We start from the raw sequence: 25,208 nt of genomic DNA, 5'->3' as shown, positions 1-25,208 counted from the left end.
ATTACCTATTGATTTATTAGGTGATTTGTTTAGGTCGAATTGAAGGGAGAACAAAATGAGCAAAGTTAACACCACTTTAGAAGATAATGCTTTTTTAAGATATTTAGTGGTAATAGGTGGAATGCTTGTAGCATGTATAGGTGTCAATGGTTTTTTAAGACCAGCGCATCTATTAAGTGGGGGAGTACCAGGTGCCTCTACAGCTATAAATTACTTAACTGGAATAAACATAGGTCTTTTAACATTTTTAATAAATATACCTATATTTATATTAGGGTTTATATACTTAGAAAAAGAATTTTGTATATCTAGTTTAATAAACATGATGATATTTTCTTTTTTACTAGGTATAACTCAAGATATAGCTCAATATATACCTATAAATGATGTATTACTTCAAAGTGTTTATGGAGGGATATTATCAGGAATTGGAAGTGGTATTGTATTTAGAACAAAATCATCACAAGGTGGTACAGATATATTAGCTGCAATATTGAAATTTAAGAAAAATATTCCCATGAAAGATACAACACTATCTATAAATATACTAATAGTATCTATAGGTGGAGTATTATTTGGAATGGATTTAGCATTATACACATTAATAGGTATGTTTATAAGTGCATACTGTATGAATTTTGTGAAAGATGCTATGAATTATCAAAAGTCAGTTATGGTTGTATCTAGAGAAAGCAATAGTATAGCAAAAGAGATAATGAGTGAACTTCATAGAGGTGTAACTTTCTTAGAAGCTGAAGGTGCATATACTCATGAGAAGAAAAAACTTATATATTGTATAGTATCATCAAATGAGATACCTAAAATAAAGGAAATTGCTTTAAAATACGATAAAAAATCATTTATATCTGTAAATGATGTAAGTGAGGTTAAGGGTAGAGGATTTAAAGAAAAGTACTTATAAAATTAAAAATAAATATAACTAAAATATAGATGAGATTGATTAAATATACTTAACTCTACAGTTAAATATATAAACGTATTTGGATTTGGTGAATTAGAATGGCACAAATTAGTTATAAAAAAGGGTATATCAAATAGATATATCCTTTTTTAATGACATAAATTTATTAACATATCTTATTTCATGTAAATCTATTATATTTAAAAATATATAGAAAAGTATATAATTTATAATATATAATAAGTTTAGACTATAATAAATTTAGATTTGATAGGAGAAACATAATATGAGTTTATCTAATGAATATTTTGATATATATAATCAGTATGTAAAGTTTATAAATAATATAAAAAGAGAAGTTAAATTTATACAAAAGTTAAAGACAAAGAAAAAAGAAGTTGCTACTGAAGAAGAAGTTAAAGCAATAGAAGAAGAGAATACAATTGAAAGTGATATAAAACAAAGAAGACCAGCTAGTAAAGTATACAATTTTTCAAATGGAGATGTATATATAGGAACAGTTATAGATGGCAAGATGAGTGGAAAAGGAATATACACATTTTTAGAAGGAATAGAATATAGTGGTGAGTTTAAAGATAATATGAAAGATGGAAATGGAGAATGCATATTTACAAATGGAAATATGTATATAGGTGAGTTTAAAGAAGATTTAATGAGCGGAATAGGAAAAATGGTATATAGTAATGGTAATGAATATATAGGTGAGTGGTGTAGTGGGAAAAGACATGGTGTAGGAGTATATACATGGAGTGATGGATGTATATATTTTGGAGAGTTTAAATACAATAAAATGGAGGGTATTGGCGAGTGCTATGATCATGAAAAAGAACTTATATATAAAGGAGAATGGAAAAATAATTTAGCTCATGGTAAAGGAACCTATATATGGCCAAATGGAAAAAGATATGAAGGTGAATTTGCACATGGGAAAAAGCATGGTGTTGGAATATTTTATATAGATGATGAATTGGTATATGAAGGCACTTGGAAATTTGATAAACCATCAATATGTAATAGAACACTGGATGAAATATTTTCTTATATAAAATAACCTGCGTTATTTAACGCTAGGTTATTTTTTTATTAAAATTATCACATATAGTATATATTATGTATGATAATTTTAAAGATGTCTATCATCCTAATATAAACTGTATGGGAGAGTGATACATTGAAAAGTATATTATTAATAGGAGGAGTAATAACCAGCTTATTACTTTTTAATTTAAATATAGATAATAGCAAAAAAGAGATAGATGCAAATAATAATGTTAATAATAAGTCTATAAATATTAGTAATACAAAAGACATTTATAATATAAAAATTGGAGAGCGTAAAGAAAAATTATTATCGCTATTTGGTCAACCAGATAGAATAGATGAAAGTGAATATGGATTTAATTGGTATATATATAATAATGATTATAATAATTTTTTTATGGTAGGTATTGAAGATGAAGTTGTCAAAGGAATATATAGTAATTCATTAAATTCATGTGAAACAGAAAATATAAATATAGGTGATAAAAGAGATGATGTAAGGAAGTTGTATACACCTATAGAATATAAGAAAAAAGGAAATATTAAATATATTATTAATTCAGAAGGTCAATATGACATAATAGAGATAAATAATAAATATATAACATTCTTTTATGATATACATGATGAATATAAAATATGTTCATATCAAGTTATAGATTCTAAAAATGAAAGTGATACGAAATCTATATATGCAAGCCCAAGCGAAAAATTAAAAAAGAGTTTTGAAATGCAAGTTATAGATTTAACTAATAGCGTGAGAGCAAAAAATGGATTAAATAAGTTAAAATACAGTGAAATGGCTACTACAAGTTCAAAAAAACATAGCTTAGATATGGTAGATAAAAACTACTTTGATCATATTAATAAAGAAAATGAAACACCTTTTGATAGGATGAATGAAGAAGGTATTAAATATATAAGTGCAGGAGAAAATATTGCAGCAGGTCAAACTAGTGCAATACATGCTCATGAAGCATTAATGAATTCTAAAGGACATAGAAAAAATATTTTAGGTAATTATAATAGTATAGGAGTAGGAGTTGAATTTGGAGGAGATTATAATATTTATTACACTCAAAACTTTTATAGATAATATAATCTGAAAGGAAGACATAATATGAAGCATAGCATAATAAAAGTTATGACAATAGCAATAAGTATAATGCTAATTGCTAGTTTAAAAAATCCAGTAAGTTGTAATGATAAAGTATTTATAAAAAATGGTTCAAGAGATAAAAAATTAATAGCGCTTACTTTTGATGACGGTCCACATCCAAAAGAAACCAATGAAGTGTTAGATGTATTAAAAAAATATAATGTTAAAGCAACATTCTTTGTAGCAGGAAAACATGTTAATTGGTATCCAAAGCCTATTATTAGAGCTAAAGAAGAAGGACATGAGATTGGAAATCATACATTTAATCATCCAGATATAAGTAATTTAAGTCAACAACAATTAGAAGATGAAATAGTAAAATGTGAAAAAATAATTAAAGAGGTTGTAGGGGTAAAGCCTACTTTATTTAGGCCACCATACGGAAGTTATAATCAAAAAACTTTAGGTCAAATAGCAAGTAAATATAAATATAAAATAGTACTTTGGACAACTGTTGACGCAAGAGATTGGCAAAATCCTAAAGCATATAAAATAGCAGATACAATAATAAACAATGTAAAAAATGGAGATATAGTATTACTACATGATTACGCAACTAATAACACTGTAGAAGCTCTAGATATACTAATACCTAAGATGATAGAAAAAGGATATAAATTTGTAACTGTATCAGAAATGATAGAAAATAGCTAATATATATGAAATAATAATATATAGCAATAATTTATAATATATACACTTTACTATTAAGATATATCTAAAAAATAATTTAAAAATAATGTAAAAATAATAAAAAAACGAAACAATTGACTAAAGAGATAATATACATATATTAAAGACTATCTTGAAAAGGATTGATTTAATATATGTATAATAAAATATATGAAAAAAAAGGTTTTATAATATTTCAAGTAAAAGAAGGATATGTTGTATATAATACTAAAAAGGATTTTCAAGAAGGTCACACACATTTGAAACATTTTGAAGCAGCAAAAACGGCAATAGATTTGGTTATAAATAAAAAAATACCTAAAAGCACAGATGTATATTATTTATCTAGTCTTGTTAGAATTTCAGATGACGATGATTATATAAATCATATTAAAGAATTAATAGAGGCTAGAAAACAAAAAGGTAAAAAAGAAAAATATTATAATAGTGGATATAAAGTAGTAAAGAGAAGTTTATAGCTTCTCTTTTTTTATATAAATAAATATAAAAAATTAGACCAAAGATGACTATATTGACATAGATTTCTATAAAAATATATAATTAATATTGTATATAGGAGATACTTAAAGAGAATAAACATAATAAAAAGTAGTATTTAGGGGAGGGCAATAGATATGATTCTTATGATTGATAATTATGATTCTTTTGTATATAACTTAGTACAATATATAGGTGAACTAGGTGAAGAAATCATAATTAAAAGAAATGATGAAGTAACGATAGAAGAAATAGAAAGAATAAATCCAGAGATTATAGTTTTATCACCAGGACCATGTTCACCAAATGAAGCAGGAGTATGTATTGATGTTGTAAATTATTTTAAAGGTAAAAAGCCAATACTAGGTATTTGTTTAGGTCATCAAACTATAGGATATGCATTTGGTGCTAATGTTATAAAAGCTATAAAGCCAGTACATGGAAAAGTACATAGCATAAACCACGCAAATAAAGGAGTATTTAAAGGTCTTAATAATCCTTTAAATGTAACTAGATATCATTCTTTAGTAGTTGATACAAAAAATCTTCCAGAAGAACTAGAAGTAACTGCAATCACAAATGAAAATGAGATAATGGGAATTAGACATAAAAAATATCTAATAGAAGGGGTACAGTTTCACCCAGAAGCTATTTTATCAGAACAAGGGCATGACATACTTAAGAACTTTATAAACGAAGCTAGATTAGGGGGACAAGCATAATGATAAAATTAATAGATACTAAATTAAACTCATTTGAAATATTTACTATATTTAAAGATGATAGTAATAGTTTTATATTAGATAGTGCAATGGACCCTAATAAACTAGGTAGATATTCATTTATAAGTAGTAACCCATTTAAGATTATTAAATACAAAAATACAGAGAATAACCCACTAGATAATCTACAAGAAGAATTAAATAAATATAAAGTTGAAAATAATACACACCTTCCTTTTATTGGCGGAGCAGTTGGATATTTATCTTATGATTTAGGAAATTATATGGAAAAATTGCCTAGGACTGCAAAAGATGATACAAATGTTTATGATTTATATTTTGGCTTATACAATTGGGTTATAGTCATAGATCACTTAGAAGAAAAGACATATATAGCCACACCAAATTTAAATGAAAAGGAAGAGGGAAAAATAGCCCTTGATATAGAAAAAAGAATTGGTGAAGCTACTAAAAAGGGAATAGACACTATATGTTATGAAAAAATAGAAGTTAATCCTATAAAACTTAAATCAAACTTTACTAAAGAAGAATTTATGAATTCAGTTAGAAAAGTACAAGATTACATAAAACAAGGTGATATATACCAAGCAAATCTTACTCAAAGGTTTGAAGGAGAAACTACACTTTCTAGTTATGAACTTTACAGAGATTTAAGAAATATAAGTCCAGCACCATTTGGAGCTTTTTTAAACTTTGAAGATACTAATGTATTATCTAACTCTCCAGAAAGATTTATAAAATGTATAGATAAAAAAGTTGAAACTAGACCTATAAAGGGAACTAGACCAAGAGGAACAACAAAAGAGGAAGATTTAAGATTACAAGAAGAACTTAGAAATAGTGAAAAAGATAGAGCAGAGCTGCTTATGATAGTAGATTTAGAAAGAAATGATATAGGAAGAATATCTAAAATAGGAACGGTAAAGGTACCTGAATTATTTATAATAGAACCATATGCAAATGTAAATCATTTAGTTTCAACAGTAGTTGGAGAGCTAGATGATAACAGAAGTTGTGTGGATGTTATAAAAGCAACATTCCCTGGAGGATCTATAACAGGAGCACCTAAAATTCGAGCTATGGAAATTATAGATGAATTAGAACCTACTCAAAGAAATATATATACAGGTTCTATAGGTTATATAGGTTTTAATGGTGATATGGATTTAAATATAGCAATAAGAACTATTATAAAACAAGATAAGAAAGTATACTTCCAAGTTGGAGGAGGTATGACTTGGGATTCAAATCCAGAAGATGAATACCAAGAAACATTAGATAAAGCAAAATCTATAATGAAAGCATTAAGAGGCTATTATGAAGAATAATGTGAATTTTTCTAGCAGTTTAGCTAAATTTGGAATAGGGGTTTTTGAAACTATAAAAGTAGATAAAAGCCCAATAGATATAGATATACATATAGATAGAATGTTTAACTCACTTAGTGAGTTAAACATTTTAATTAATAATGATAAAGAATTTTACAAAGAAGAAATATTAAAATATATTAAAGAGAATAATATTGAAAATAAAGCCTTAAGATTAACAGTATTCGATGAAGGATATAATATATCGGTTAGAAATATACTATATAACAAAGAAATGTATGAAGTTGGATTTAGATTAAATATATCCCCTATAAGAAGAGGAGATAGTATAATACATAGACATAAAACTACTAATTACTTTGAAAATATATATACTAAAAATTATGCTACTGAAAATGGATATGATGATGGTATATTTTTAGATGCAGAAGATAACATACTAGAATGTTCTATGAGCAATATATTTTTCATTAAAGATAAACAGATATTTACTATAAGTGATAAATTTCCTATACTTAGTGGAACTGTAAAAAGAAGGATTATAGAAATTTGTGGCGAATTGAATATACAACTAGTAGAAACTAATATAAACATAGATGAAATTAAAGAATTTGACTTTGTATTTATAACAAATAGCATAATGGAAATCATGAAAGTTATTGAGATAGAAGGTATCAAATTCAATAATAGAAATGAATTATTTGATAAAATAACAAAAGCATATAAAGATAAAATATATAAATAGAAATTAGGAGAAATAAATGGGAAATAGGGTTTATGACATATATACTAAAGAAATAGAAAAAATTATAAGTTATGAAAATACAGAAAGTGTATTTTTAGTAGGTTCTTCTAAGAGTATAGATATAGAAAATAGTAGTATGATTATAAATGATTTTGATATATTTGTAATAGTTAGTAAGGGGAATACTCAAACTAGAATTATAAAAACTATAGATAACTTAGAATTTGATATAAATATTTTTTCAAAAGAAGGTATTTATAAGTTAATAGATTCAAGAGAGTATTTTTTCTTAAAAGAAATGTCAAATCCAAAAATATTATACGATTTAAATGATGAAGCAAAAGACTTAATAAGCATATGTAAAAAAAAGCTAAGCGAAGGGCCTAAAAAACTTTCACAAAGCGAAAAAGAGTTTTTAAAATCTCAAATAAAAGGTAATCTAGATAGAATAAATAATAATAGTAAAATAGATTTTTTTGAATTTGAGTTTTTGACGAATTTATATTTAAAAGATATAATAGTTGGGTATTTTACTATAAACAATAAGTGGGTACCTAAAGATAAAAAACTACTTAGTACACTAAAAAAAGAAGATATAAATCTATATAATTTAGTTGAACAAACGCTAAAAACAAAAAAATATGAAGACTTACTAAATGTGTATAATTACGCATTTAATAATATAAAAGTAAGCAAAAACATAAAAATAACTTACTAATCAAGGGGGCTAAACCAATGAGCAAGGTAGATAAAGATAAAATAAGAAAAGCTGTAAGAGACATATTAGAAGCTATAGGAGAAGATCCAAATAGAGAAGGGCTAATAGGAACTCCAGATAGAGTAGCTAGAATGTATGAAGAAATATTTGCAGGTCTTCATCAAGACCCAAGTGAGCATTTAAAAGTAATTTTCCAAGATGAAAGTCATGAAGAATTAGTGTTAGTTAGAGATATACCTTTTTATTCATGCTGTGAACACCATATAGTTCCTTTCTTTGGAAAGGCTCATATAGCATATATACCTAAAGACGGTAAATTAACAGGTCTTTCAAAATTGGCAAGGGTAGTTGAAACATTCGCTAAAAGACCACAATTACAAGAAAGAATAACTAAGGGAATAGCGGATATAATAATGCAAGAATTAGAACCTTATGGAGTTATAGTTGTTGTTGAAGCTGAACATATGTGTATGACTATGAGAGGTGTTAAAAAACCAGGTTCAAAAACTATAACATCAGCAGTAAGAGGTATATTTGAAAAAGACATAGCGGCTAGAGCAGAAGCTATGAGCTTAATAACTATGAAGTAATAGGAGATTAAAAATGTTTGATTACTCAAAGAGAACTTATATAATGGGAATATTAAATGTTACACCAGATAGTTTTTCTGATGGCGGTGACTTTAATAATATAGATAAAGCTATAAATCGTGCTAAAGAAATGGTAAGAGAAGGTGTAGATATAATAGACTTAGGTGGAGAATCAACAAGACCAGGTCATAAATATGTTGAAGCTGACGAAGAAATAAAAAGAATCATTCCAGTTATAAAGGAATTAAAAAAAGAAGTAAATGTTCCCATATCAGTAGACACATATAAAGCTAAGGTTGCCGATGAAGCTTTAAAATTAGGTGTTGAAATGATAAATGATATATGGGGACTAAAAAAGGATAAAGATATGGCAAGTACTATTGCAAAATATGATGCACACGTTTGTATAATGCATAACCAAGATGGTACTAATTATGATGGTGATATTATAGAAGAAATGAAAAAATCCTTATTAGAAAGTATAGAAATAGGACTTAATGCAGGCATAAAAAAAGAAAAAATAGTACTAGATCCAGGTATTGGATTTGGAAAGAATGTTGAACAAAATTTAGAAGTATTAAGAAGACTTGATGAATTAAATTCATTAGGGTATCCTATCCTTTTAGGAACATCTAGAAAGTCAGTAATAGGACATGTATTAAATGTAGAGCCAAAAGAAAGATTAGAAGGAACTATAGCAACTACAGTTTTAGGTATTAGAGATGGTATCTCTATAGTAAGAGTGCATGATGTTAAGGAAAATTTAATGGCAGCAAAAATGGCTGATGCTATATATAGAAAGTAGGTATTAAATTGGATAAAATATTAATGAATAACCTAGGTTTTTATGGATATCATGGTGTTTTAAAGGAAGAAAGTGTATTAGGTCAAAAGTTTTTTATTGATATAGAATTAAATGTAGACACAAAAAAAGCAGGAATAAGTGATAATATGAATGAATCAGTAAGTTATGCTGATGTATATGTTGTAGTAAAAGAAATTGTAGAAAATAAGAGATTTAATTTAATCGAAGCAGTAGCAGAAAATATAGCTAAAGAAGTACTTGAGAAGTTTGATTTAGTTAAAGGCATAATGGTTAGAGTTAAAAAGCCAGAGGCTCCAGTAAATGGAATATATGACTATTTCGGCGTTGAAATAAGGAGAAATAAAGATGAATAAAGTATATCTGGGTCTTGGAACAAATATGGGGGATAGACTTAATTACTTAGACTCTGCTTGTGAATTAATACAAAATAACAGTAAAATAAAAGTTTTAAAAAAATCTAAGATATATGAAACAAAGGCTTGGGGATATACTGACCAAGCAGATTTTTTAAATATGTGCTTAGAAATAGAAACAAGTTTAAATGAATATGACTTGCTTGAGTTTTGTCATGAGGTAGAACAAAAGTTAAATAGAGAAAGAATTATAAGATGGGGACCAAGAACTATAGATATTGATATATTATTTTTCAATGATATAATATTGAAGGATGAAAATTTATACATACCTCATCCAAGAATAAGTGAGAGAGCATTTGTGCTTATCCCTCTTATGGATTTAAATAAAAAATTAAAAATTAAAAATAAAACTATAGAGGAATACTTAAATTCGCTAACTTGTGAGGAGAGAGAACAAGTAAAGGAGTACGTAGGCGATGAAGAAAAATTTGTTTGATGACAACATAAGGATTGAGATAAATACGGATAAAAACTCTAAGCTAATAGTAAAGGAAAATAAGCTTGTAATGGCAGGACCTTGTGCTATTGAAAGTTATGAACAACTCTTAGAAACAGCTAAATTTGTTAAATTAAAAGGAGCAAATATTTTAAGAGGAGGAGCATATAAGCCTAGAACATCTCCTAATTCATTCCAAGGATTAAAAGAAGAAGGATTAGAAATATTAAAAGCAGTTAAGAAAGAAACAGGAATGCCTGTTATAACTGAACTTATGGATGCAAGAGAATTAGATAAACTATATGAAGTAGCTGATATAATTCAAATTGGATCTAGAAACATGCAAAATTTTAGTTTACTTACTGAAGTAGGTAAACAAGATAAGCCTGTTATGTTAAAAAGAGGTTTATCATCTACTATAAGTGAGTGGATAGGAGCAGCAGAATATATTGCCATAGGTGGAAATCAAAAAATAATCATGTGTGAAAGAGGAATTAGAACATATAATGATTATACTAGAAATACATTAGATTTAGCAGCTGTACCTATAATACAAAAGGAGACAGGTCTTCCTATTGTAGTTGATCCATCTCATGCAACTGGAGTAAGATATTTAGTAAAACCAATGTCTATAGCATCTCTTGCAGCAGGTGCTGATGGTATAATGGTAGAAGTTCACCCAGATCCTATAAATGCATTATCAGATGGTATGCAGTCACTTCACTTTAATGAATTTGAAGATTTAATGAATTCAATTAATTTATAAAAAAAGAGGTAATTACCTCTTTTTTATTTTGCTAAAATTAATTTAATTAATATTAAAAAATAAGGGTATTTATATTAAAATAGGAAAAATTATATAAGAATAGATTTAATCTGCAAAAGACATATTTAATTCAAAAAATATGTGATATTTTAAAATTGTAGATAAATAACGTATAATAAATATATAGATAGAATTAAATAATAAAAAAATAAAAAAATAAGAAGGATATTAACAAAAAAAGTCGAATTGTGTATAATGAGGATTTGACAAATTTAAAATATAATGTAAAATAGTAATGTTAGAAAAAATTACACCAGAAGGTGATAATATGAATGATATAAAAGATATAATAGAAGAAGTTAAAAGTAGATGTGACATAGTAAGCACAATATCCCAGTATATAGAGCTTAAATCATCTGGGATAAACTATAAGGGACTTTGTCCTTTTCATGGCGAGAAAACACCATCATTTTATGTAAATGAATCTAAGCAAATTTATAAATGCTTTGGATGCGGAGAGGGTGGAGATGTAATTAACTTCGTTATGAAGATGGAAAATCTAGATTTTATTGATGCAGTAAAAGTTTTAGCTCAGAAGTATGGAATTGAAATTAATACTAATATGGATGAAGAATCTAAGAAAAAATTAGAAAAGATAAAAAAGTTTCAAGATATACACACAGAAGCGGCTAGATTTTATTTTTCTAACCTACACACTAAGAAAAATAGTGGATATGCATACCTAAGAAGTAGAGGATTAGATGACAAAATCATAAAAAAATTTGGACTTGGGTATTCACTAGCATCTTGGAATTCACTTATGGACTATTTAACATCAAAAGGTTATAGTAACAAAGATCTTATAGAATGTGGGCTATTAGCACATAAAAAAGAAAGTAACAAAATTTATGATAAATTTAGAAATAGAGTTATGTTTCCCATATTTGATTATAGAGGAAATGTTATAGGGTTTGGAGGTAGGGTACTTGATGATTCATTACCTAAATACTTAAATTCCCCAGATACAATAACGTTTAATAAAAGGTATAATTTATATGGCCTTAATTTCTCAAGGAAAGAAATAAAAAATAAGACTTTGATATTAGTTGAAGGATATATGGATTTAATATCTCTTTATCAATATGGTATAAAAAATGTAGTAGCTACGTTAGGTACGGCACTTACTAAAGAACAAGGTATGTTAATTAAAAGATATGCTGATAATGTTATTATATCATATGATTCGGACGAAGCAGGTATAAAAGCTACATTAAGGGCTATAGAAATATTAAGTGATATAGATATAAATGTTAAAGTATTAAATTTAAAGGATTGCAAAGATCCAGATGAATTTATAAGAAAATATGGAGTTAAAGGATACCAAGAGGCAATAGATGAGTCAATAAATCAAATAATATTTAGAATAAATAATCTAAAAAAACAATTTAATCTAAATAAAGATGAAGATAAGGTTAAATTTGCAAAAGAGGCATCTAAAATAATAAAAAAAGTAAAAAGTCCTGTTGAAATTGACTATTATACTAAATACTTAAGTGATTTAATACAAATAAGTATAGATTCCATAAAAAGGGAAATATATGGAAAAAGTTATAATAAAAATGGAAATAATAAATACCAAAAAAGTAAATATATAAAAAAAGACGAAGTTGTAATAGAAAAACCTAAGATTATAACAAATGGAGAAAAGTTTGTTGAGAAAAATCTTATAAAATTAATGATAGAAGATAAAAAACTAAGAGATATAATCGTACTAAAAGTAAATGACAATGATTTTTTATTAGATGAAAGTAAAGAAATTTTAAATTGGATAATTAAAAATCAAGAATTGGACAAAATAACTATTGACAAAATTAAAAGTTTAAACATATCCGAAGAATACATTAAAGATATAGAAAATATATCATTGAATAATATGAGCTTGAATAATGTCAAGGGTGTAGATGATATTATTAAGAATGTAAAGAAAAATACTCTTAATGAAAAAATGAATAGATTATTAAAAGAACAAAAAGAAATTGAAAAAAATAAAAATAATAGTGACACGAAAGAGGTAGATGGTAAGATTATGGAAATTGCTTTAAAAATCGTGGAAATAAGAAGAATGCTACAAAAGCTTTAATGAAGGGAGGTCTGAGTGTGGAAAATAAAACAAATAAAAAAGAATCAAAAAGAATAACAGCTAAGGGATTAATTGAAAAAGGTAAAAAGCAAGGATCTCTTACTTTAGGGGAAATAATGGAAGCTTTCTCTGAAACTGAACTTGATAAAGATCAAATAGAAAATTTATATGAAACTTTAGGAAACTTAGGTATAGAGGTTATAGAAAGCAAACCTCAAAATGCTGATATTAATTTCTCATCAGATGATGATTTAGATATAGATGTGCTAGAAGATGGTGTAGATGAAGAATTATCAAAAGATGATGCACCTATGGAATTAGAAGCTATAGATTTATCATTACCTAAAGGTATAAGTATAGACGATCCTGTTAGAATGTATCTAAAAGAAATTGGTAAGATACCTTTACTTAAGCCGCATGAAGAAGTAGAATTAGCTAGAAGAATGAATGAAGGGGACGAAATGGCTAAACAAAGACTAGTTGAGGCAAATTTAAGACTAGTTGTAAGTATAGCTAAAAGATATGTAGGAAGAGGTATGCTTTTCCTTGATTTAATACAAGAAGGTAACCTAGGTCTTATAAAAGCTGTTGAAAAATTTGACTATGAAAAAGGATTTAAATTTAGTACCTATGCAACATGGTGGATAAGACAAGCTATAACTCGTGCTATAGCTGACCAAGCAAGAACTATAAGAATACCAGTACATATGGTAGAGACTATAAATAAATTAATAAGAGTATCTAGACAGCTTCTTCAAGAATTAGGTAGAGATCCAAAGCCTGAAGAAATAGCTAAAGAAATGGATATGACAGAAGAAAAAGTAAGAGAAATAATGAAAATAGCTCAAGATCCAGTATCTCTTGAGACTCCAATAGGAGAAGAAGAAGATAGTCATTTAGGAGATTTCATAGAAGATGATGCAGCACCAGCACCAGCAGAAGCTGCAGCATATTCACTACTTAAAGAACAAATAGAAGAAGTTTTAGGATCTTTAAATGAAAGAGAACAAAAAGTATTAAAGTTAAGATTTGGTCTTGAAGATGGAAGAGCAAGAACTCTTGAAGAAGTTGGTAAAGAGTTTGATGTAACAAGAGAAAGAATAAGACAAATAGAAGCTAAGGCTTTAAGAAAATTAAGACACCCAAGTAGATCTAAAAAATTAAAAGACTACTTAGACTAGATTATACCAAAAACTCGCCTTTATATAAGGCGTTTTTTTGCATCTAAGAAATAAGGAAAGGACTATATAAATGAAGTTAACAGATAGATTATTAAAAATAGCATCTTTAGTTACTAAAGGCAAAAAAATTGCTGATATAGGAACAGATCATGGATATATACCAGTACATTTATTAAATGAAGGAAACATAGATTTTGCAATACTTGCAGATGTTAATAAAGGACCGCTTGAAAATGCAAGAAAAGAAGTTAGACATAATAATTTAATTGATAAAGTTGATTTGAGATTAGGATCAGGTATAGAAGTATTAAAGAAAGGTGAAGTTGATGAAGTTATAATAGCAGGTATGGGTGGAATACTTATAAGTGAATTGTTAGAAGCTAATATAGAAGTAGCACAAAGTACTGAAAAATTTATACTTCAACCAATGCAAGCACAAAAAGAACTTAGAAAATATCTATTAAATAATGGATATGAGATATTAGATGAGGTTTTAGTTAGAGAAGATTTCAGAATATATGAAATAATAGTGGCTAAATATACTGGGAAAAATACTAATGTAGAAGATGAAATATTTTATGAAGTAGGAAATAAACTTATAGAAAATAAAGATGAATTACTAAATGAGTTTATAGATAAAAGAATACATACATACACTTCAATACTTAATAAATTAGAAGGAAAAAGTGGAAAAGGGATAGATGAGAAAATAGAAGATAGTAGACTTAATATATCTAAATTAGAAAAATTAAAAACTTTATAAGGGGAATGATATTATGTTACTTAAAAGTCTTATAAAAAATATAGAAGCTAAATACCCATTAAACTTAGCTTATGACTGGGACAATGTAGGCCTTTTAGTGGGTGATTTTAACAGTGATATTAAAAAAGTATTAGTAGTTCTAGAAGCAAATGAAAGAGTTATAGATGAAGCTATAGAAAATAATATAGACTTAATAATAACTCATCATCCATTTATATTTAAAAAGATGAATAAAATAAATACATCGGATTTAAAAGGAAGACTTATACATAAATTAATAAAAAATGATATAGCACTTTATTCTATGCATACAAACTTTGATATAGCATTTGATGGTTTAAATGATTACTTCATGGAATTAATGGGATTTGAAAATTGTAAGGTATTAGAAGTTACAAATAACGAAGTATTATATAAGCTAGCAGTTTATGTTCCTGAGACTCATATAGATAAGGTTAAAAATGCTTTAGGAAAAGCAGGAGCAGGTCATATAGGAAATTATAGTCACTGTAGCTTTACATCAAGAGGAGAAGGTAACTTTATGCCTTTAGAGGGCACAAATCCATTTATAGGAACAAAAGGAGAGATAGAATGTGTTAAAGAGGTAAAAATAGAAACTATTGTACCTCAAAAAATATTAGGCGGAGTCTTAAGCTCTATGATAAATGCTCATCCTTATGAAGAAGTAGCTTATGATTTATATAAACTAGAGAATAAAGGAAATTCAGTTGGTTTAGGTAGAGTTACTAAGTTAAAAGAAAAGATTAGTTTAAAAGATTTAAGTAATTCTATAAAAGAAAAGCTAAATATGAAACATATTAGAGTAGTAGGTAGTTTAGATACTACTATAAGTAAAATAGCTTTAGTTACAGGTTCTGGTGCTGATATGGTTAAGAAAGCTCAAAGAAGTGGTTGTGAAGTTATAATAACTGGAGATGTTAAATATCATGATGCACAAGATGCAATAGACATGGGGATGTGTATAATAGATTGTGGCCACTTTGAAACTGAAGACATATTTAAGGATGTTATGAAGCGATTTTTAGATGATATAAATGATATAGAAGTTTTAAAAAGTAATATAGATTTAAATCCATTTAAAATAGTATAAAACACAAAAAATAATGACATATTTTTATGTCATTATTTTTTTACTTACTAAGGGAATATTTATTAAAAACACATCTATATATTAAATACAAGCTTATAGAATACTTGCTAATATGAATAATATACTTTCATTATAGCAAATACTATACATAAATATATGTATGAGGAGAAGTTAATGAAAGATAAACAAAGTGTATTTTTAAATTCAGATATAAATAAGTTATTTTATAAGTATTTAATTAATAGTGTCTTGGGTATGCTAGCAGTATCATTTTGTATATTAGCAGATACTATGTTTATAGGACAAGGTATAGGCAGTGATGGATTAGCTGCTTTAAATATATGTATACCTATATTTAATCTATTTAATGGATTAGGGCTTTTGTTTGGTATGGGAGGTGCTACAGCTTTAAGTATAAGTAGAGGAAAAGGAGAAATAGTTGAATCACAAAGGATATTTACAAAATCTATTATAATAGCTATTTTAGTAGGAATTACACTATCTACTTTAGGAAAAATATTTACTGAGAAAATAGGATATATACTAGGGGCTAATATAAGTAATATATATATGGTAAAAGAGTATTTAAGTTGTGTTTTAATATTTTCATTTAGTTATATCTTAGCTCATACTACATCATCTTTTATAAGAAATGATCATAATCCAAGACTTGCTATGATAGCGACTGTAACTAGTGGTTTATCTAATGTTATTTTGGATTATTTACTAATATTTATCTTTAATATGGGTATAAAAGGTGCTGGTTTAGCTACATCAATAGCATCACTTATAAACCTATTAATACTTTTAACTCACTTTATATCTAAAAAATGTAGCTTAAGATTTATAAAATTTAAAATCAATGTAAAAGATATATCAAGAATACTATTTAATGGGTTACCAAGCTTTATTGTTGAAATATCATCTGGAATAGTAATATTTATATTTAACTTGAAATTACTAAATATAGTAGGTAATATAGGCGTTAGTGCATATAGTATAATAGCAAATGTATCTTTAGTAGCTGCAGCTATATTTACGGGGATATCACAAGCTATGCAACCTATAATAAGTGTAAATTATGGTGCAAATAAGATAGATAGAGTAAAGAGAGTAAGAAAAAAAGGTATGAAGACTTCTATAATTGTTGGATTAAGTTTCTATATTATAGGTATATTATTTCCACAATTTATAGTAGGAATGTTTACAAGTGAAAAAGGTCAGATTGTAGATATAACTGTGAATGCCATAAGATATTATTTCCTAGCGTTTATATTTATGGGAATAAATATAGTTAATGGAGCATATTATCAATCCATGGAACATAGAATATTATCTAATTCAATATCACTTTCAAGAGGGATTATACTAATTATAATAGGTATAACTATACTTCCTGTATTCTTAGGTGTAAATGGAGTATGGTTAAGTGCTGTGTTTGCTGAAGTATTAACTTTAATTATAACTTATATATATGTATATAAAAAAAAATGACCCTAATTTAAGGGTTATTTTTTTATTTTTAATAGAAGAATTTTTTATTAGATAATACAAATACTATTAATATAGTATATGACATTTAAGGAGGAAAAAGTTCTATGGTAAAGTACTTAGTTAAACGTAAAATGAAAAATGGAGTCAACATAAAAAGTAAAAAAGCCTTAGTATATACAGGAGGAGTTTTAGTTGGATTAGGGGGCTATTTTGCATATAAGGCTATTAAGAATAAAAGAATGAATAAAAATTTCAATTGTTGTAATGATTATGAAAATGAATCATATTATTATGATGATTATGATAGCAGAGCTTATTGTTGTGATGAAGACATGGATAGTTTTGACGATGATTTAAAATGCAAAGTAGATGAATTTAATTCAAATAGAATAATAGAAGAAAATTGTACAAATGTAAGTAAAGAAGAGTTAGAAGGATATGTAAATAAAGCAATAGAAGAAAGAGAACATGAAGAACGAGAAGAGAATAAGCATAGACCTGGAGTTGGTATACATTACGACGACATAAAACATTAATATAGTAAAAAGTCTTCCTAAAGATTTTAGGAAGACTTTTTACTATATTAATGTTTTATATTAAATTTTAATGTCCAGTTAAGTCACTTTCATTAAATTTATCACTTATAGGTTTTGTATATTTATTAATAATACCTTTAAATAGTATAGTTAATATTATAGGTATTATTAAGAATACTATTAATACATATATATCCTTTATCAATACTGGTTTGTAAATACCACCTACAGTCTCTCTAAGAGCAGATATAGCATAAGTAAATGGTAAAAATGGGTTTACGTATTGGAAAAATGGAGGAGTAACTTGTATAGGGAAAGTACCTCCTGATGCAGCAACTTGTATAACTAATAGTATTACACCTATTGCTTTTCCTACATTTCCAAATATAGAGACCAATGAGTATACAATAGCTGTAAATACAATACTTGTAAACATTGATAATAATACAAATGATAAAGGATCAATAACTTTAACATTTAGAATATATAAATCACCAGCACTTACGATAAAAGCTTGTATTATAGCTATAGTTAAGAAAGTAAGTCCTCTACCAAAGTATATCTCAAATGGTTTGTAATCTCCATGTACATTAGCAGACAGTAATGACATTAGTAAAAGTACACCAACCCATAAAGATAATACTGTATAAAATGGAGTCATACCAGCTCCGTAGTTAGCTACTGGATATAATTTATCTGTAACTAGCTCTACTGGTTGCTTTAAGAACTCAGCACGCTTTATAGCATCGCTTTTAAGTAAAGATATTAACTCATTAACATCGTCACTTGAGTTTATTTTTTTCATAGCATTAACTAATTCATCAATTGTTGATTTAGCTATAGGTAGTTTTTTTCTTATAAATGATATATTATCTTTCGCACTATCTGATAATGATATCGTAGTATTTAGTATATCCTCAACTTGAGGTAGTTTTGCTTGAGCTTTATCTAACACACTAATAACTTCATTAGCAGTATTGAAACTTCCCTCAAATATGTTATTTATAGGATTTACTATTTTTGAATCAAAATTATTTAAAATTGATGTAGAAATTTGGTTTACATCATTTACAACCTTTAATACACTATTTAACTTATCTAAAGATGGTTTTTCTCCATTTGCAATCTGTCCTTTTATAGCATTTAAAGCGTTAGTAGCATTATTTAAGCTATTATTTATAGACTGTAAAGATGATATAGCATTTTCTAGAGGCCCACCTGGTTTAATAGCATTTAGTTTATTTAAAAAGTCTAGTACTGTATTACTTGTACTTGATAAAGTAGAAAGCTTTGATGATAAGCTATCTATAAGTTGAGGTACATTATCAGCACCGTTATTTATCGCATCTATTATAGATGATATATTTGATGAAGCACTTGATGAAACTTTAGATACTATTTGCAAATCTTCTTTTATTACAGGAGCAACTTTATCTAAGCTACCTTTGCTATCTTGTAAAAATACTTTTACATCTGATGCTAACTTTTTAGTATTAGATATAGTAGAAGTTATTAAAGGAACATCTTTTTTTAATTCCTTAGCAAGATCTTGTACTTTATCTGTAGCATCTGAAGCAAGATTTACAGTTTTATATATATCTTTAAATTTACTTTGAACATCTATAAGTTCACTTTCTAAATTAGATAGCTTTGGAAGCTGATTTTCAAGTTCTATACCTAAATTATTAGATACTTCAAATATAATTTGACTAACAGTTTTTACCACTGTTTGATTAACTTCATTTTGTATAGTTGAAGCACCTTTATCTGTAATTTTAGGGGCTATCGCGTTTATTTTTTCATTAACTGTGTATATTATCTTACCTTTTTTTACTTCATCAGAAGTTAATGAAGTTAAATCTTTAGAAAAGCTTTCTGGAATTTCAACTGAGGCATAATATGTACCTTTTTTAACTCCATTTATTGCGTCAGCTTTATCTACAAATTTCCAACCTAAATTATCATTTTCTTTAAGTTTTTTTACTAATTCATCACCAACATTTATGTCCTTACCCCTTATTTCAGTACCTTTATCATTATTAACTATAGCAACTGATATATTTTTAGTACTACCATAAGGATCCCAAGATGCCTTTATATTAAACCAGGCATATAATGATGGTAAGACAGTTAGTCCTAGTATTATTACTAACAATACTTTGTTTGTAAAAATATCCTTTATGTCTTTTTTATATATTTTAAAAATATTTTTCACGTCTTTACACCTCCATGTTGACTAAATAAGGTTAGATTTAGAACTATTTTATATTATATTATTTATACAATAAAAAGTAAAGTTAAAAAATTGTAATATATATTAAAATAGTAAATTTATAATACCTGTATGATTATTGAATATGTTCAAACCTATTAAAATAAGTAATACTCCTCCTATTATTTGAGCAGATGATTTGAATAAATTACCAATTTTTTTTCCTAATAAAACACCTAAAAAACATACTATAAATGTAACTAAAGATATAGTAAGTGATATAGGAATTATATTTACACTTAAAAAGGAAAAACTAACTCCAACAGCAAGTGCATCTATGCTAGTTGCAATTGACAATATAATGAGATCTTTATTATTTATGTAATATGAAGTAGTATCTTCAGGTCTGTCTTTTGCATCTAAAATCATTTTTAAACCGAGAAAGCTTAGTAAAATTAGAGCAATCCAGTGATCAAATGCTTTTATATAGCTTTCAAAATTTACACCTAATAAATAACCAATTAAAGGCATACCGCCTTGAAATAATCCAAAGAAAAAAGCTACTTTAGAAGCTAGCCAAAAATTTATATTCTTTAGAGTCATACCTTTTGTAAGAGATACGGCAAATGCATCCATTGAAAGTGCAAATGCTGTAAAAAATATAGTTAAAAATCCCATAATATCCTCCTTGTTTAAAGTTATAGCTAATCTTATTTTATAAAAAATATGATAAAAATATTCGTAATTTAGTGATAAGTAGATTAGGCAAAATAAAAACAGCTTAAATATATTAAGCTGTTAATAGTTAAAGCAAAAATTATTATTTAAAATTTATATAAGATTTTATAGTTAAATAAAAAATTAAAGCATCTTTAAAGTTTTTCAAATCAAGATTTAGTATTTCTTTAATTTTATCTAATCTATATATAAGTGTATTTCTATGTAAAAATAATGATGATGAAGTTTTAGAAATATTTTGATCATTTTCTATAAAGCATATTCCTGTATTTAACAAGTTTATATCCATTGTTTTTATAGACTCAAAATCTATCAAATCGTAAAAAGGTCTGTCGTGTTTTATAAAATATATAGATTTATATATTATTAAATCATTTAAAGTTATGTAGTTTTTAAAAAAAGTGTTATTTATAAGGAAGTCTTTAGGTATTTCATTAAAAATAGATACTCTAGACTTAAATATATTTATATCATATATTTCACCTAAATTAATAATATAAGTATTTCTATAAGTCTCTGATTCTATTATTTCTGGTGTATGAAAATTAATATCTAATTTATAATCTGAATTTAATATTAATAAATTTTCATATAAAAATAATTTTATATTATCATATAAGTTATATAATATTCCCTTTAAATTATCTAGCTCACAGTCTTGTTGATAGAATATATAAAAATAACCTTTTATATTATCTATAGTTATATCTTCTATAAATTCTATAACATAAGCTTTATCATTAAATGTTACTACATTTTGGTTTTTGCTAATACTTTGATTATTATACTCGAAAAAATTAATTTTTTTATTTGTCTTTCCCTCTATAAATTGTATCAAATTTTGCATGAAGACCACCCCTGAAGTTTTCAATTAAAAAAGTAAGATGATTAATCATCCTACTTTAAATATATCATTAATTTAGAAATATTTATATATAAACTAGAGATTTATTTATAGCTTCTTGTGTTTCTTTATCAAATATATGTATTTTATGTTTATCCATAGCAAGTTTTAATTTATCTCCCATTTTAACTCTATACCTACCATCAAATCTTGCAGTTATACTTTGATTACCTGTTTTTAAGTAAGCATATATTTCAGCACCCATAAGTTCCCCAAGTTCAATAGTAGCTTCAAAAGTACTATCTAAGCTATTTTCGACAAATATATCTTCCATATGTATATCTTCAGGTCTTATACCTAGAACAACTTCCTTACCTATATATCCTTTTTCTATTAAACTAGATGATTCACCTTTATTTAATGCTATATCAAAACCATCAGCTTTTGCATGTATTTCTCCATTTACTTCAGTTAGAATAACATTTATAAAGTTCATTTGTGGAGCGCCTATAAATCCCGCAACGAACATATTGTTTGGTTTATCGTATATTTCTTGTGGAGTATCTATTTGTTGAACTATACCATCTTTCATAACAACTATTCTATCTGCCATAGTCATAGCTTCAACTTGGTCATGTGTCACATATATAAATGTAGTACCTAAAGACTTATGAAGTTTAGTTATTTCTGTTCTCATTGATGTTCTAAGTTTTGCATCTAAGTTTGACAAAGGTTCATCCATTAAGAATACTTTTGGGTTTCGAACTATAGCACGCCCTAGTGCAACTCTTTGCCTTTGACCACCTGAAAGTGCTTTTGGTTTTCTATCTAATAATTGATCTAAGTCTAATATTTTAGCTGCATCCCTAACCTTTTTATCTATTTCATCCTTAGGCAATTTTCTAAGTTTAAGAGCAAATGCCATATTTTCGTATACTGTCAAGTGAGGATAAAGTGCATAGTTTTGAAAAACCATAGCTATATCTCTGTCTTTAGGATCTACATCATTTACTAAATTTTCTCCTATATAAAGTTCACCATCACTTATTTCTTCAAGGCCTGCTATCATTCTTAGCGTAGTAGACTTACCACAGCCAGATGGTCCAACTAGTACTACAAATTCCTTATCTTGTATATCTATATTTACATTTTTTACTGCATTAAATCCATTTGAATATGATTTACATATATTTTTTAAAATTACCTTAGCCATTACCATTTCCCCCTTTTAACAACTATATTTTAATTTCATTTTATATTTTAATAATATCAAAAAAATGTTTTCTTAGTAATGTAAAAAATAACTAAAACTATTTAGATAAAATATACAGATTGTATAAAAAACATAAAAATTTTAAATAACATGTTTAAATAAAAAAACAAAAGGTATATATATAGTATGTTAAAAAGAAACTAAATAAAATTTATATAAATTTGGAGGAATAAAATTATGAAAAAATTTGTTTGTACAGTATGTGGATATATACATGAAGGAGAAACTGCACCAGAGAAATGTCCAGTATGTGGAGTTGGAGCTGATAAGTTTGAAGAAATGAAAGGTGAAATGGTTTGGGCTGACGAGCATAGAATAGGGGTTGCTAAAGGTATAGATGAAGAAATATTAGAAGGACTTAGAGCAAACTTTGTTGGAGAATGCACAGAAGTAGGAATGTATTTAGCAATGAGCAGACAAGCTGATAGAGAAGGATATCCAGAAGTTGCAGAAGCTTATAAGAGAATAGCATTTGAAGAAGCAGAACATGCTGCTAAATTTGCAGAATTATTAGGAGAAGTTGTTGTAGCTGATACAAAAGCTAACTTAAAAGCAAGAGTAGATGCAGAGTATGGAGCAACAGAAGGAAAATTAAAAATAGCTAAGAGAGCTAAAGAATTAGGACTTGATGCTATACATGATACAGTACATGAAATGTGTAAAGATGAAGCAAGACATGGTAAAGCATTCTTAGGTTTATTAGAAAGACATTTTGATGCTAAGTAATATATAGAATATAAAGGCTGCCTTATACAGGTAGTCTTTTTATATATTAATCACTGTTACTATATAAATATAAAGAGGTGAAATTATTGGAATTAAAAAATATAATAGAACATTTTATGATGAATTATGGACTTATAAGTATATTTATAATAGTAGCACTAGAGTATGCTAATGTACCTCTTCCTAGTGAAGTAGTACTTCCAATTGCAGGTATGTTTGCATATAAATATAACTTTGGATTTGTAAATGTAATAGTAGTATCTACTTTAGGTGGGGTTATAGGTTCCTTGCTAAATTATTTTCTAGGATTTAAATTTGGAAAGCCTTTAATAGATACTATAGGTGAAAAGTATCCAAAGACCAAATCAATTATAAACTCATCTTATATTTGGTTAAAAAAGCATGATAAATTATCAGTAATTTTAACTAGAGTAATACCTTATGCTAGGACATTTGTGTCAATAATAGCAGGGTCTATAAAAATGAATATATTTACATTTATGATGTGTTCTGCTATAGGAATAGGGATTTGGAATACTTCATTAATAAGTATAGGTTATGTTTTAGGAGATAACTTAAAATTTGTAATGTCTTTAGTTACTAAATACTCATATATAATGGTTATTTTATTATTAATAATAACTATAGTATATGGATTTATAAAATATAGATTAAAAAATAAAAAAATATGCAAATAAATGTTTAAAACAATGTATATGAGGTATATATATAGTATGTTAAAAGAAAGTAAATAAAATTTATATAAATTTGGAGGAATAAAATTATGAAAAAATTTGTTTGTACAGTATGTGGATATATACATGAAGGAGAAACTGCACCAGAGAAATGTCCAGTATGTGGAGTTGGAGCTGATAAGTTTGAAGAAATGAAAGGTGAAATGGTTTGGGCTGACGAGCATAGAATAGGGGTTGCTAAAGGTATAGACGAAGAAATATTAGAAGGACTTAGAGCAAACTTTGTTGGAGAATGTACAGAAGTAGGAATGTATTTAGCAATGAGTAGACAAGCTGATAGAGAAGGATATCCAGAAGTTGCAGAAGCTTATAAGAGAATAGCATTTGAAGAAGCAGAACATGCTGCTAAATTTGCAGAATTATTAGGAGAAGTTGTTGTAGCTGATACAAAAGCTAACTTAAAAGCAAGAGTAGATGCAGAGTACGGAGCAACAGAAGGAAAATTAAAAATAGCTAAGAGAGCTAAAGAATTAGGACTTGATGCTATACATGATACAGTACATGAAATGTGTAAAGATGAAGCAAGACATGGTAAAGCATTCTTAGGTTTATTA

General features: G+C 26.7%; 27 protein-coding genes. 23 read left to right on the top strand and 4 right to left on the bottom strand.

Going from position 1 to position 25,208, the window contains the following annotated elements; all coding sequences use genetic code 11:
* Nucleotides 1-55: 55 nt before the first annotated feature.
* From I2H23_RS05490 to I2H23_RS05395, 20 genes are all read left to right on the top strand, one after another.
* Nucleotides 56-922, top strand: a complete 867-nt coding sequence (locus tag I2H23_RS05490; RefSeq protein ID WP_092924918.1) for a YitT family protein — start codon at nucleotides 56-58, stop codon at nucleotides 920-922.
* A 286-nt stretch (nucleotides 923-1,208) separates the two neighbouring features.
* Nucleotides 1,209-1,994, top strand: a complete 786-nt coding sequence (locus I2H23_RS05485) for an MORN repeat-containing protein (protein ID WP_092924920.1) — start codon at nucleotides 1,209-1,211, stop codon at nucleotides 1,992-1,994.
* A 120-nt stretch (nucleotides 1,995-2,114) separates the two neighbouring features.
* Complete coding sequence (locus I2H23_RS05480; RefSeq protein ID WP_092924922.1) at nucleotides 2,115-3,080, top strand: CAP-associated domain-containing protein; 966 nt, start codon at nucleotides 2,115-2,117, stop codon at nucleotides 3,078-3,080.
* A gap of 24 nt (nucleotides 3,081-3,104) precedes the next feature.
* Complete coding sequence (locus I2H23_RS05475; protein ID WP_092924924.1) at nucleotides 3,105-3,797, top strand: polysaccharide deacetylase family protein; 693 nt, start codon at nucleotides 3,105-3,107, stop codon at nucleotides 3,795-3,797.
* A gap of 173 nt (nucleotides 3,798-3,970) precedes the next feature.
* Entirely contained in the window at nucleotides 3,971-4,294 is a 324-nt protein-coding gene (locus tag I2H23_RS05470; RefSeq protein WP_092924926.1) for a hypothetical protein, read from the top strand.
* A 156-nt stretch (nucleotides 4,295-4,450) separates the two neighbouring features.
* On the top strand, nucleotides 4,451-5,035 hold the full coding sequence (locus I2H23_RS05465; protein ID WP_092924928.1) for an anthranilate synthase component II: 585 nt from the start codon (nucleotides 4,451-4,453) through the stop codon (nucleotides 5,033-5,035).
* A complete protein-coding gene (gene pabB, locus I2H23_RS05460) occupies nucleotides 5,035-6,384 on the top strand; it encodes an aminodeoxychorismate synthase component I (protein WP_092924930.1) in 1,350 nt (449 codons plus the stop codon). The genes I2H23_RS05465 and pabB overlap by 1 nt, the downstream gene beginning before the upstream one ends.
* A complete protein-coding gene (locus I2H23_RS05455) occupies nucleotides 6,374-7,129 on the top strand; it encodes an aminotransferase class IV (protein WP_195581249.1) in 756 nt (251 codons plus the stop codon). Before pabB ends, I2H23_RS05455 begins: the two co-directional genes overlap by 11 nt.
* A gap of 16 nt (nucleotides 7,130-7,145) precedes the next feature.
* Nucleotides 7,146-7,847 carry a hypothetical protein gene (locus I2H23_RS05450; protein ID WP_092924934.1) on the top strand — a complete coding sequence of 234 codons (702 nt, stop codon included), beginning with the start codon at nucleotides 7,146-7,148 and terminating at the stop codon, nucleotides 7,845-7,847.
* A 17-nt stretch (nucleotides 7,848-7,864) separates the two neighbouring features.
* Nucleotides 7,865-8,437, top strand: a complete 573-nt coding sequence (gene folE, locus I2H23_RS05445; protein WP_092924936.1) for a GTP cyclohydrolase I FolE — start codon at nucleotides 7,865-7,867, stop codon at nucleotides 8,435-8,437.
* 13 nt (nucleotides 8,438-8,450) lie between these two features.
* On the top strand, nucleotides 8,451-9,242 hold the full coding sequence (folP, locus tag I2H23_RS05440; RefSeq protein ID WP_092924938.1) for a dihydropteroate synthase: 792 nt from the start codon (nucleotides 8,451-8,453) through the stop codon (nucleotides 9,240-9,242).
* 8 nt (nucleotides 9,243-9,250) lie between these two features.
* The gene (folB, locus tag I2H23_RS05435; RefSeq protein WP_092924940.1) at nucleotides 9,251-9,616 is read left to right on the top strand and encodes a dihydroneopterin aldolase; all 366 of its coding nucleotides are present in this window, start codon (nucleotides 9,251-9,253) and stop codon (nucleotides 9,614-9,616) included.
* On the top strand, nucleotides 9,609-10,115 hold the full coding sequence (folK, locus tag I2H23_RS05430; RefSeq protein WP_092924942.1) for a 2-amino-4-hydroxy-6-hydroxymethyldihydropteridine diphosphokinase: 507 nt from the start codon (nucleotides 9,609-9,611) through the stop codon (nucleotides 10,113-10,115). The genes folB and folK overlap by 8 nt, the downstream gene beginning before the upstream one ends.
* Nucleotides 10,096-10,881, top strand: coding sequence for a 3-deoxy-7-phosphoheptulonate synthase (aroF, locus tag I2H23_RS05425; RefSeq protein WP_092924944.1), 786 nt, complete (start codon nucleotides 10,096-10,098; stop codon nucleotides 10,879-10,881). The genes folK and aroF overlap by 20 nt, the downstream gene beginning before the upstream one ends.
* A 328-nt stretch (nucleotides 10,882-11,209) precedes the next feature.
* Nucleotides 11,210-13,021, top strand: coding sequence for a DNA primase (dnaG, locus tag I2H23_RS05420; RefSeq protein WP_092927431.1), 1,812 nt, complete (start codon nucleotides 11,210-11,212; stop codon nucleotides 13,019-13,021).
* A 17-nt stretch (nucleotides 13,022-13,038) separates the two neighbouring features.
* Nucleotides 13,039-14,202 carry an RNA polymerase sigma factor RpoD gene (gene rpoD / locus I2H23_RS05415; protein WP_242871306.1) on the top strand — a complete coding sequence of 388 codons (1,164 nt, stop codon included), beginning with the start codon at nucleotides 13,039-13,041 and terminating at the stop codon, nucleotides 14,200-14,202.
* Nucleotides 14,203-14,272: 70 nt separating this feature from the next.
* Nucleotides 14,273-14,965 carry a tRNA (adenine(22)-N(1))-methyltransferase gene (locus I2H23_RS05410; RefSeq protein WP_092924946.1) on the top strand — a complete coding sequence of 231 codons (693 nt, stop codon included), beginning with the start codon at nucleotides 14,273-14,275 and terminating at the stop codon, nucleotides 14,963-14,965.
* 13 nt (nucleotides 14,966-14,978) lie between these two features.
* Nucleotides 14,979-16,076: a Nif3-like dinuclear metal center hexameric protein gene (locus I2H23_RS05405; RefSeq protein ID WP_195581247.1), complete on the top strand. Its 1,098-nt coding sequence runs from the start codon at nucleotides 14,979-14,981 to the stop codon at nucleotides 16,074-16,076.
* Between the two features lie 174 nt (nucleotides 16,077-16,250).
* On the top strand, nucleotides 16,251-17,570 hold the full coding sequence (locus I2H23_RS05400; RefSeq protein ID WP_195581245.1) for an MATE family efflux transporter: 1,320 nt from the start codon (nucleotides 16,251-16,253) through the stop codon (nucleotides 17,568-17,570).
* Between the two features lie 104 nt (nucleotides 17,571-17,674).
* Complete coding sequence (locus I2H23_RS05395; RefSeq protein ID WP_195581243.1) at nucleotides 17,675-18,106, top strand: hypothetical protein; 432 nt, start codon at nucleotides 17,675-17,677, stop codon at nucleotides 18,104-18,106.
* A gap of 67 nt (nucleotides 18,107-18,173) precedes the next feature.
* Here I2H23_RS05395 and I2H23_RS15585 read toward each other — a convergent pair whose 3' ends face one another.
* From I2H23_RS15585 to I2H23_RS05375, 4 genes are all read right to left on the bottom strand, one after another.
* On the bottom strand, nucleotides 18,174-20,321 hold the full coding sequence (locus I2H23_RS15585) for a YhgE/Pip domain-containing protein (RefSeq protein ID WP_195581242.1): 2,148 nt from the start codon (nucleotides 20,319-20,321) through the stop codon (nucleotides 18,174-18,176).
* 102 nt (nucleotides 20,322-20,423) lie between these two features.
* Nucleotides 20,424-20,996, bottom strand: coding sequence for a manganese efflux pump MntP (locus I2H23_RS05385; protein WP_195581241.1), 573 nt, complete (start codon nucleotides 20,994-20,996; stop codon nucleotides 20,424-20,426).
* 142 nt (nucleotides 20,997-21,138) lie between these two features.
* The gene (locus I2H23_RS05380; protein ID WP_166505720.1) at nucleotides 21,139-21,903 is read right to left on the bottom strand and encodes a PucR family transcriptional regulator; all 765 of its coding nucleotides are present in this window, start codon (nucleotides 21,901-21,903) and stop codon (nucleotides 21,139-21,141) included.
* A gap of 82 nt (nucleotides 21,904-21,985) precedes the next feature.
* A complete protein-coding gene (locus I2H23_RS05375) occupies nucleotides 21,986-23,113 on the bottom strand; it encodes an ABC transporter ATP-binding protein (protein WP_195237439.1) in 1,128 nt (375 codons plus the stop codon).
* Nucleotides 23,114-23,350: 237 nt separating this feature from the next.
* Here I2H23_RS05375 and I2H23_RS05370 point away from each other — a divergent pair, with 237 nt between their 5' ends.
* From I2H23_RS05370 to I2H23_RS05360, 3 genes are all read left to right on the top strand, one after another.
* The gene (locus I2H23_RS05370; RefSeq protein WP_092924962.1) at nucleotides 23,351-23,899 is read left to right on the top strand and encodes an NADH peroxidase; all 549 of its coding nucleotides are present in this window, start codon (nucleotides 23,351-23,353) and stop codon (nucleotides 23,897-23,899) included.
* An 86-nt stretch (nucleotides 23,900-23,985) separates the two neighbouring features.
* A complete protein-coding gene (locus I2H23_RS05365; protein WP_092924964.1) occupies nucleotides 23,986-24,597 on the top strand; it encodes a DedA family protein in 612 nt (203 codons plus the stop codon).
* A gap of 86 nt (nucleotides 24,598-24,683) precedes the next feature.
* A partial coding sequence (locus tag I2H23_RS05360) for an NADH peroxidase (protein WP_195237442.1) occupies nucleotides 24,684-25,208 on the top strand: 525 nt, incomplete at its 3' end.

Origin of the sequence: Romboutsia sp. BSD2780061687b_171204_C1, assembly GCF_015560225.1 — a bacterium.
GTDB lineage: Bacteria > Bacillota > Clostridia > Peptostreptococcales > Peptostreptococcaceae > Romboutsia_C > Romboutsia_C hominis.
The sequence above is the reverse complement of the archived record's forward strand: the minus strand, read 5'-3'. Positions and strand labels throughout refer to the sequence as shown.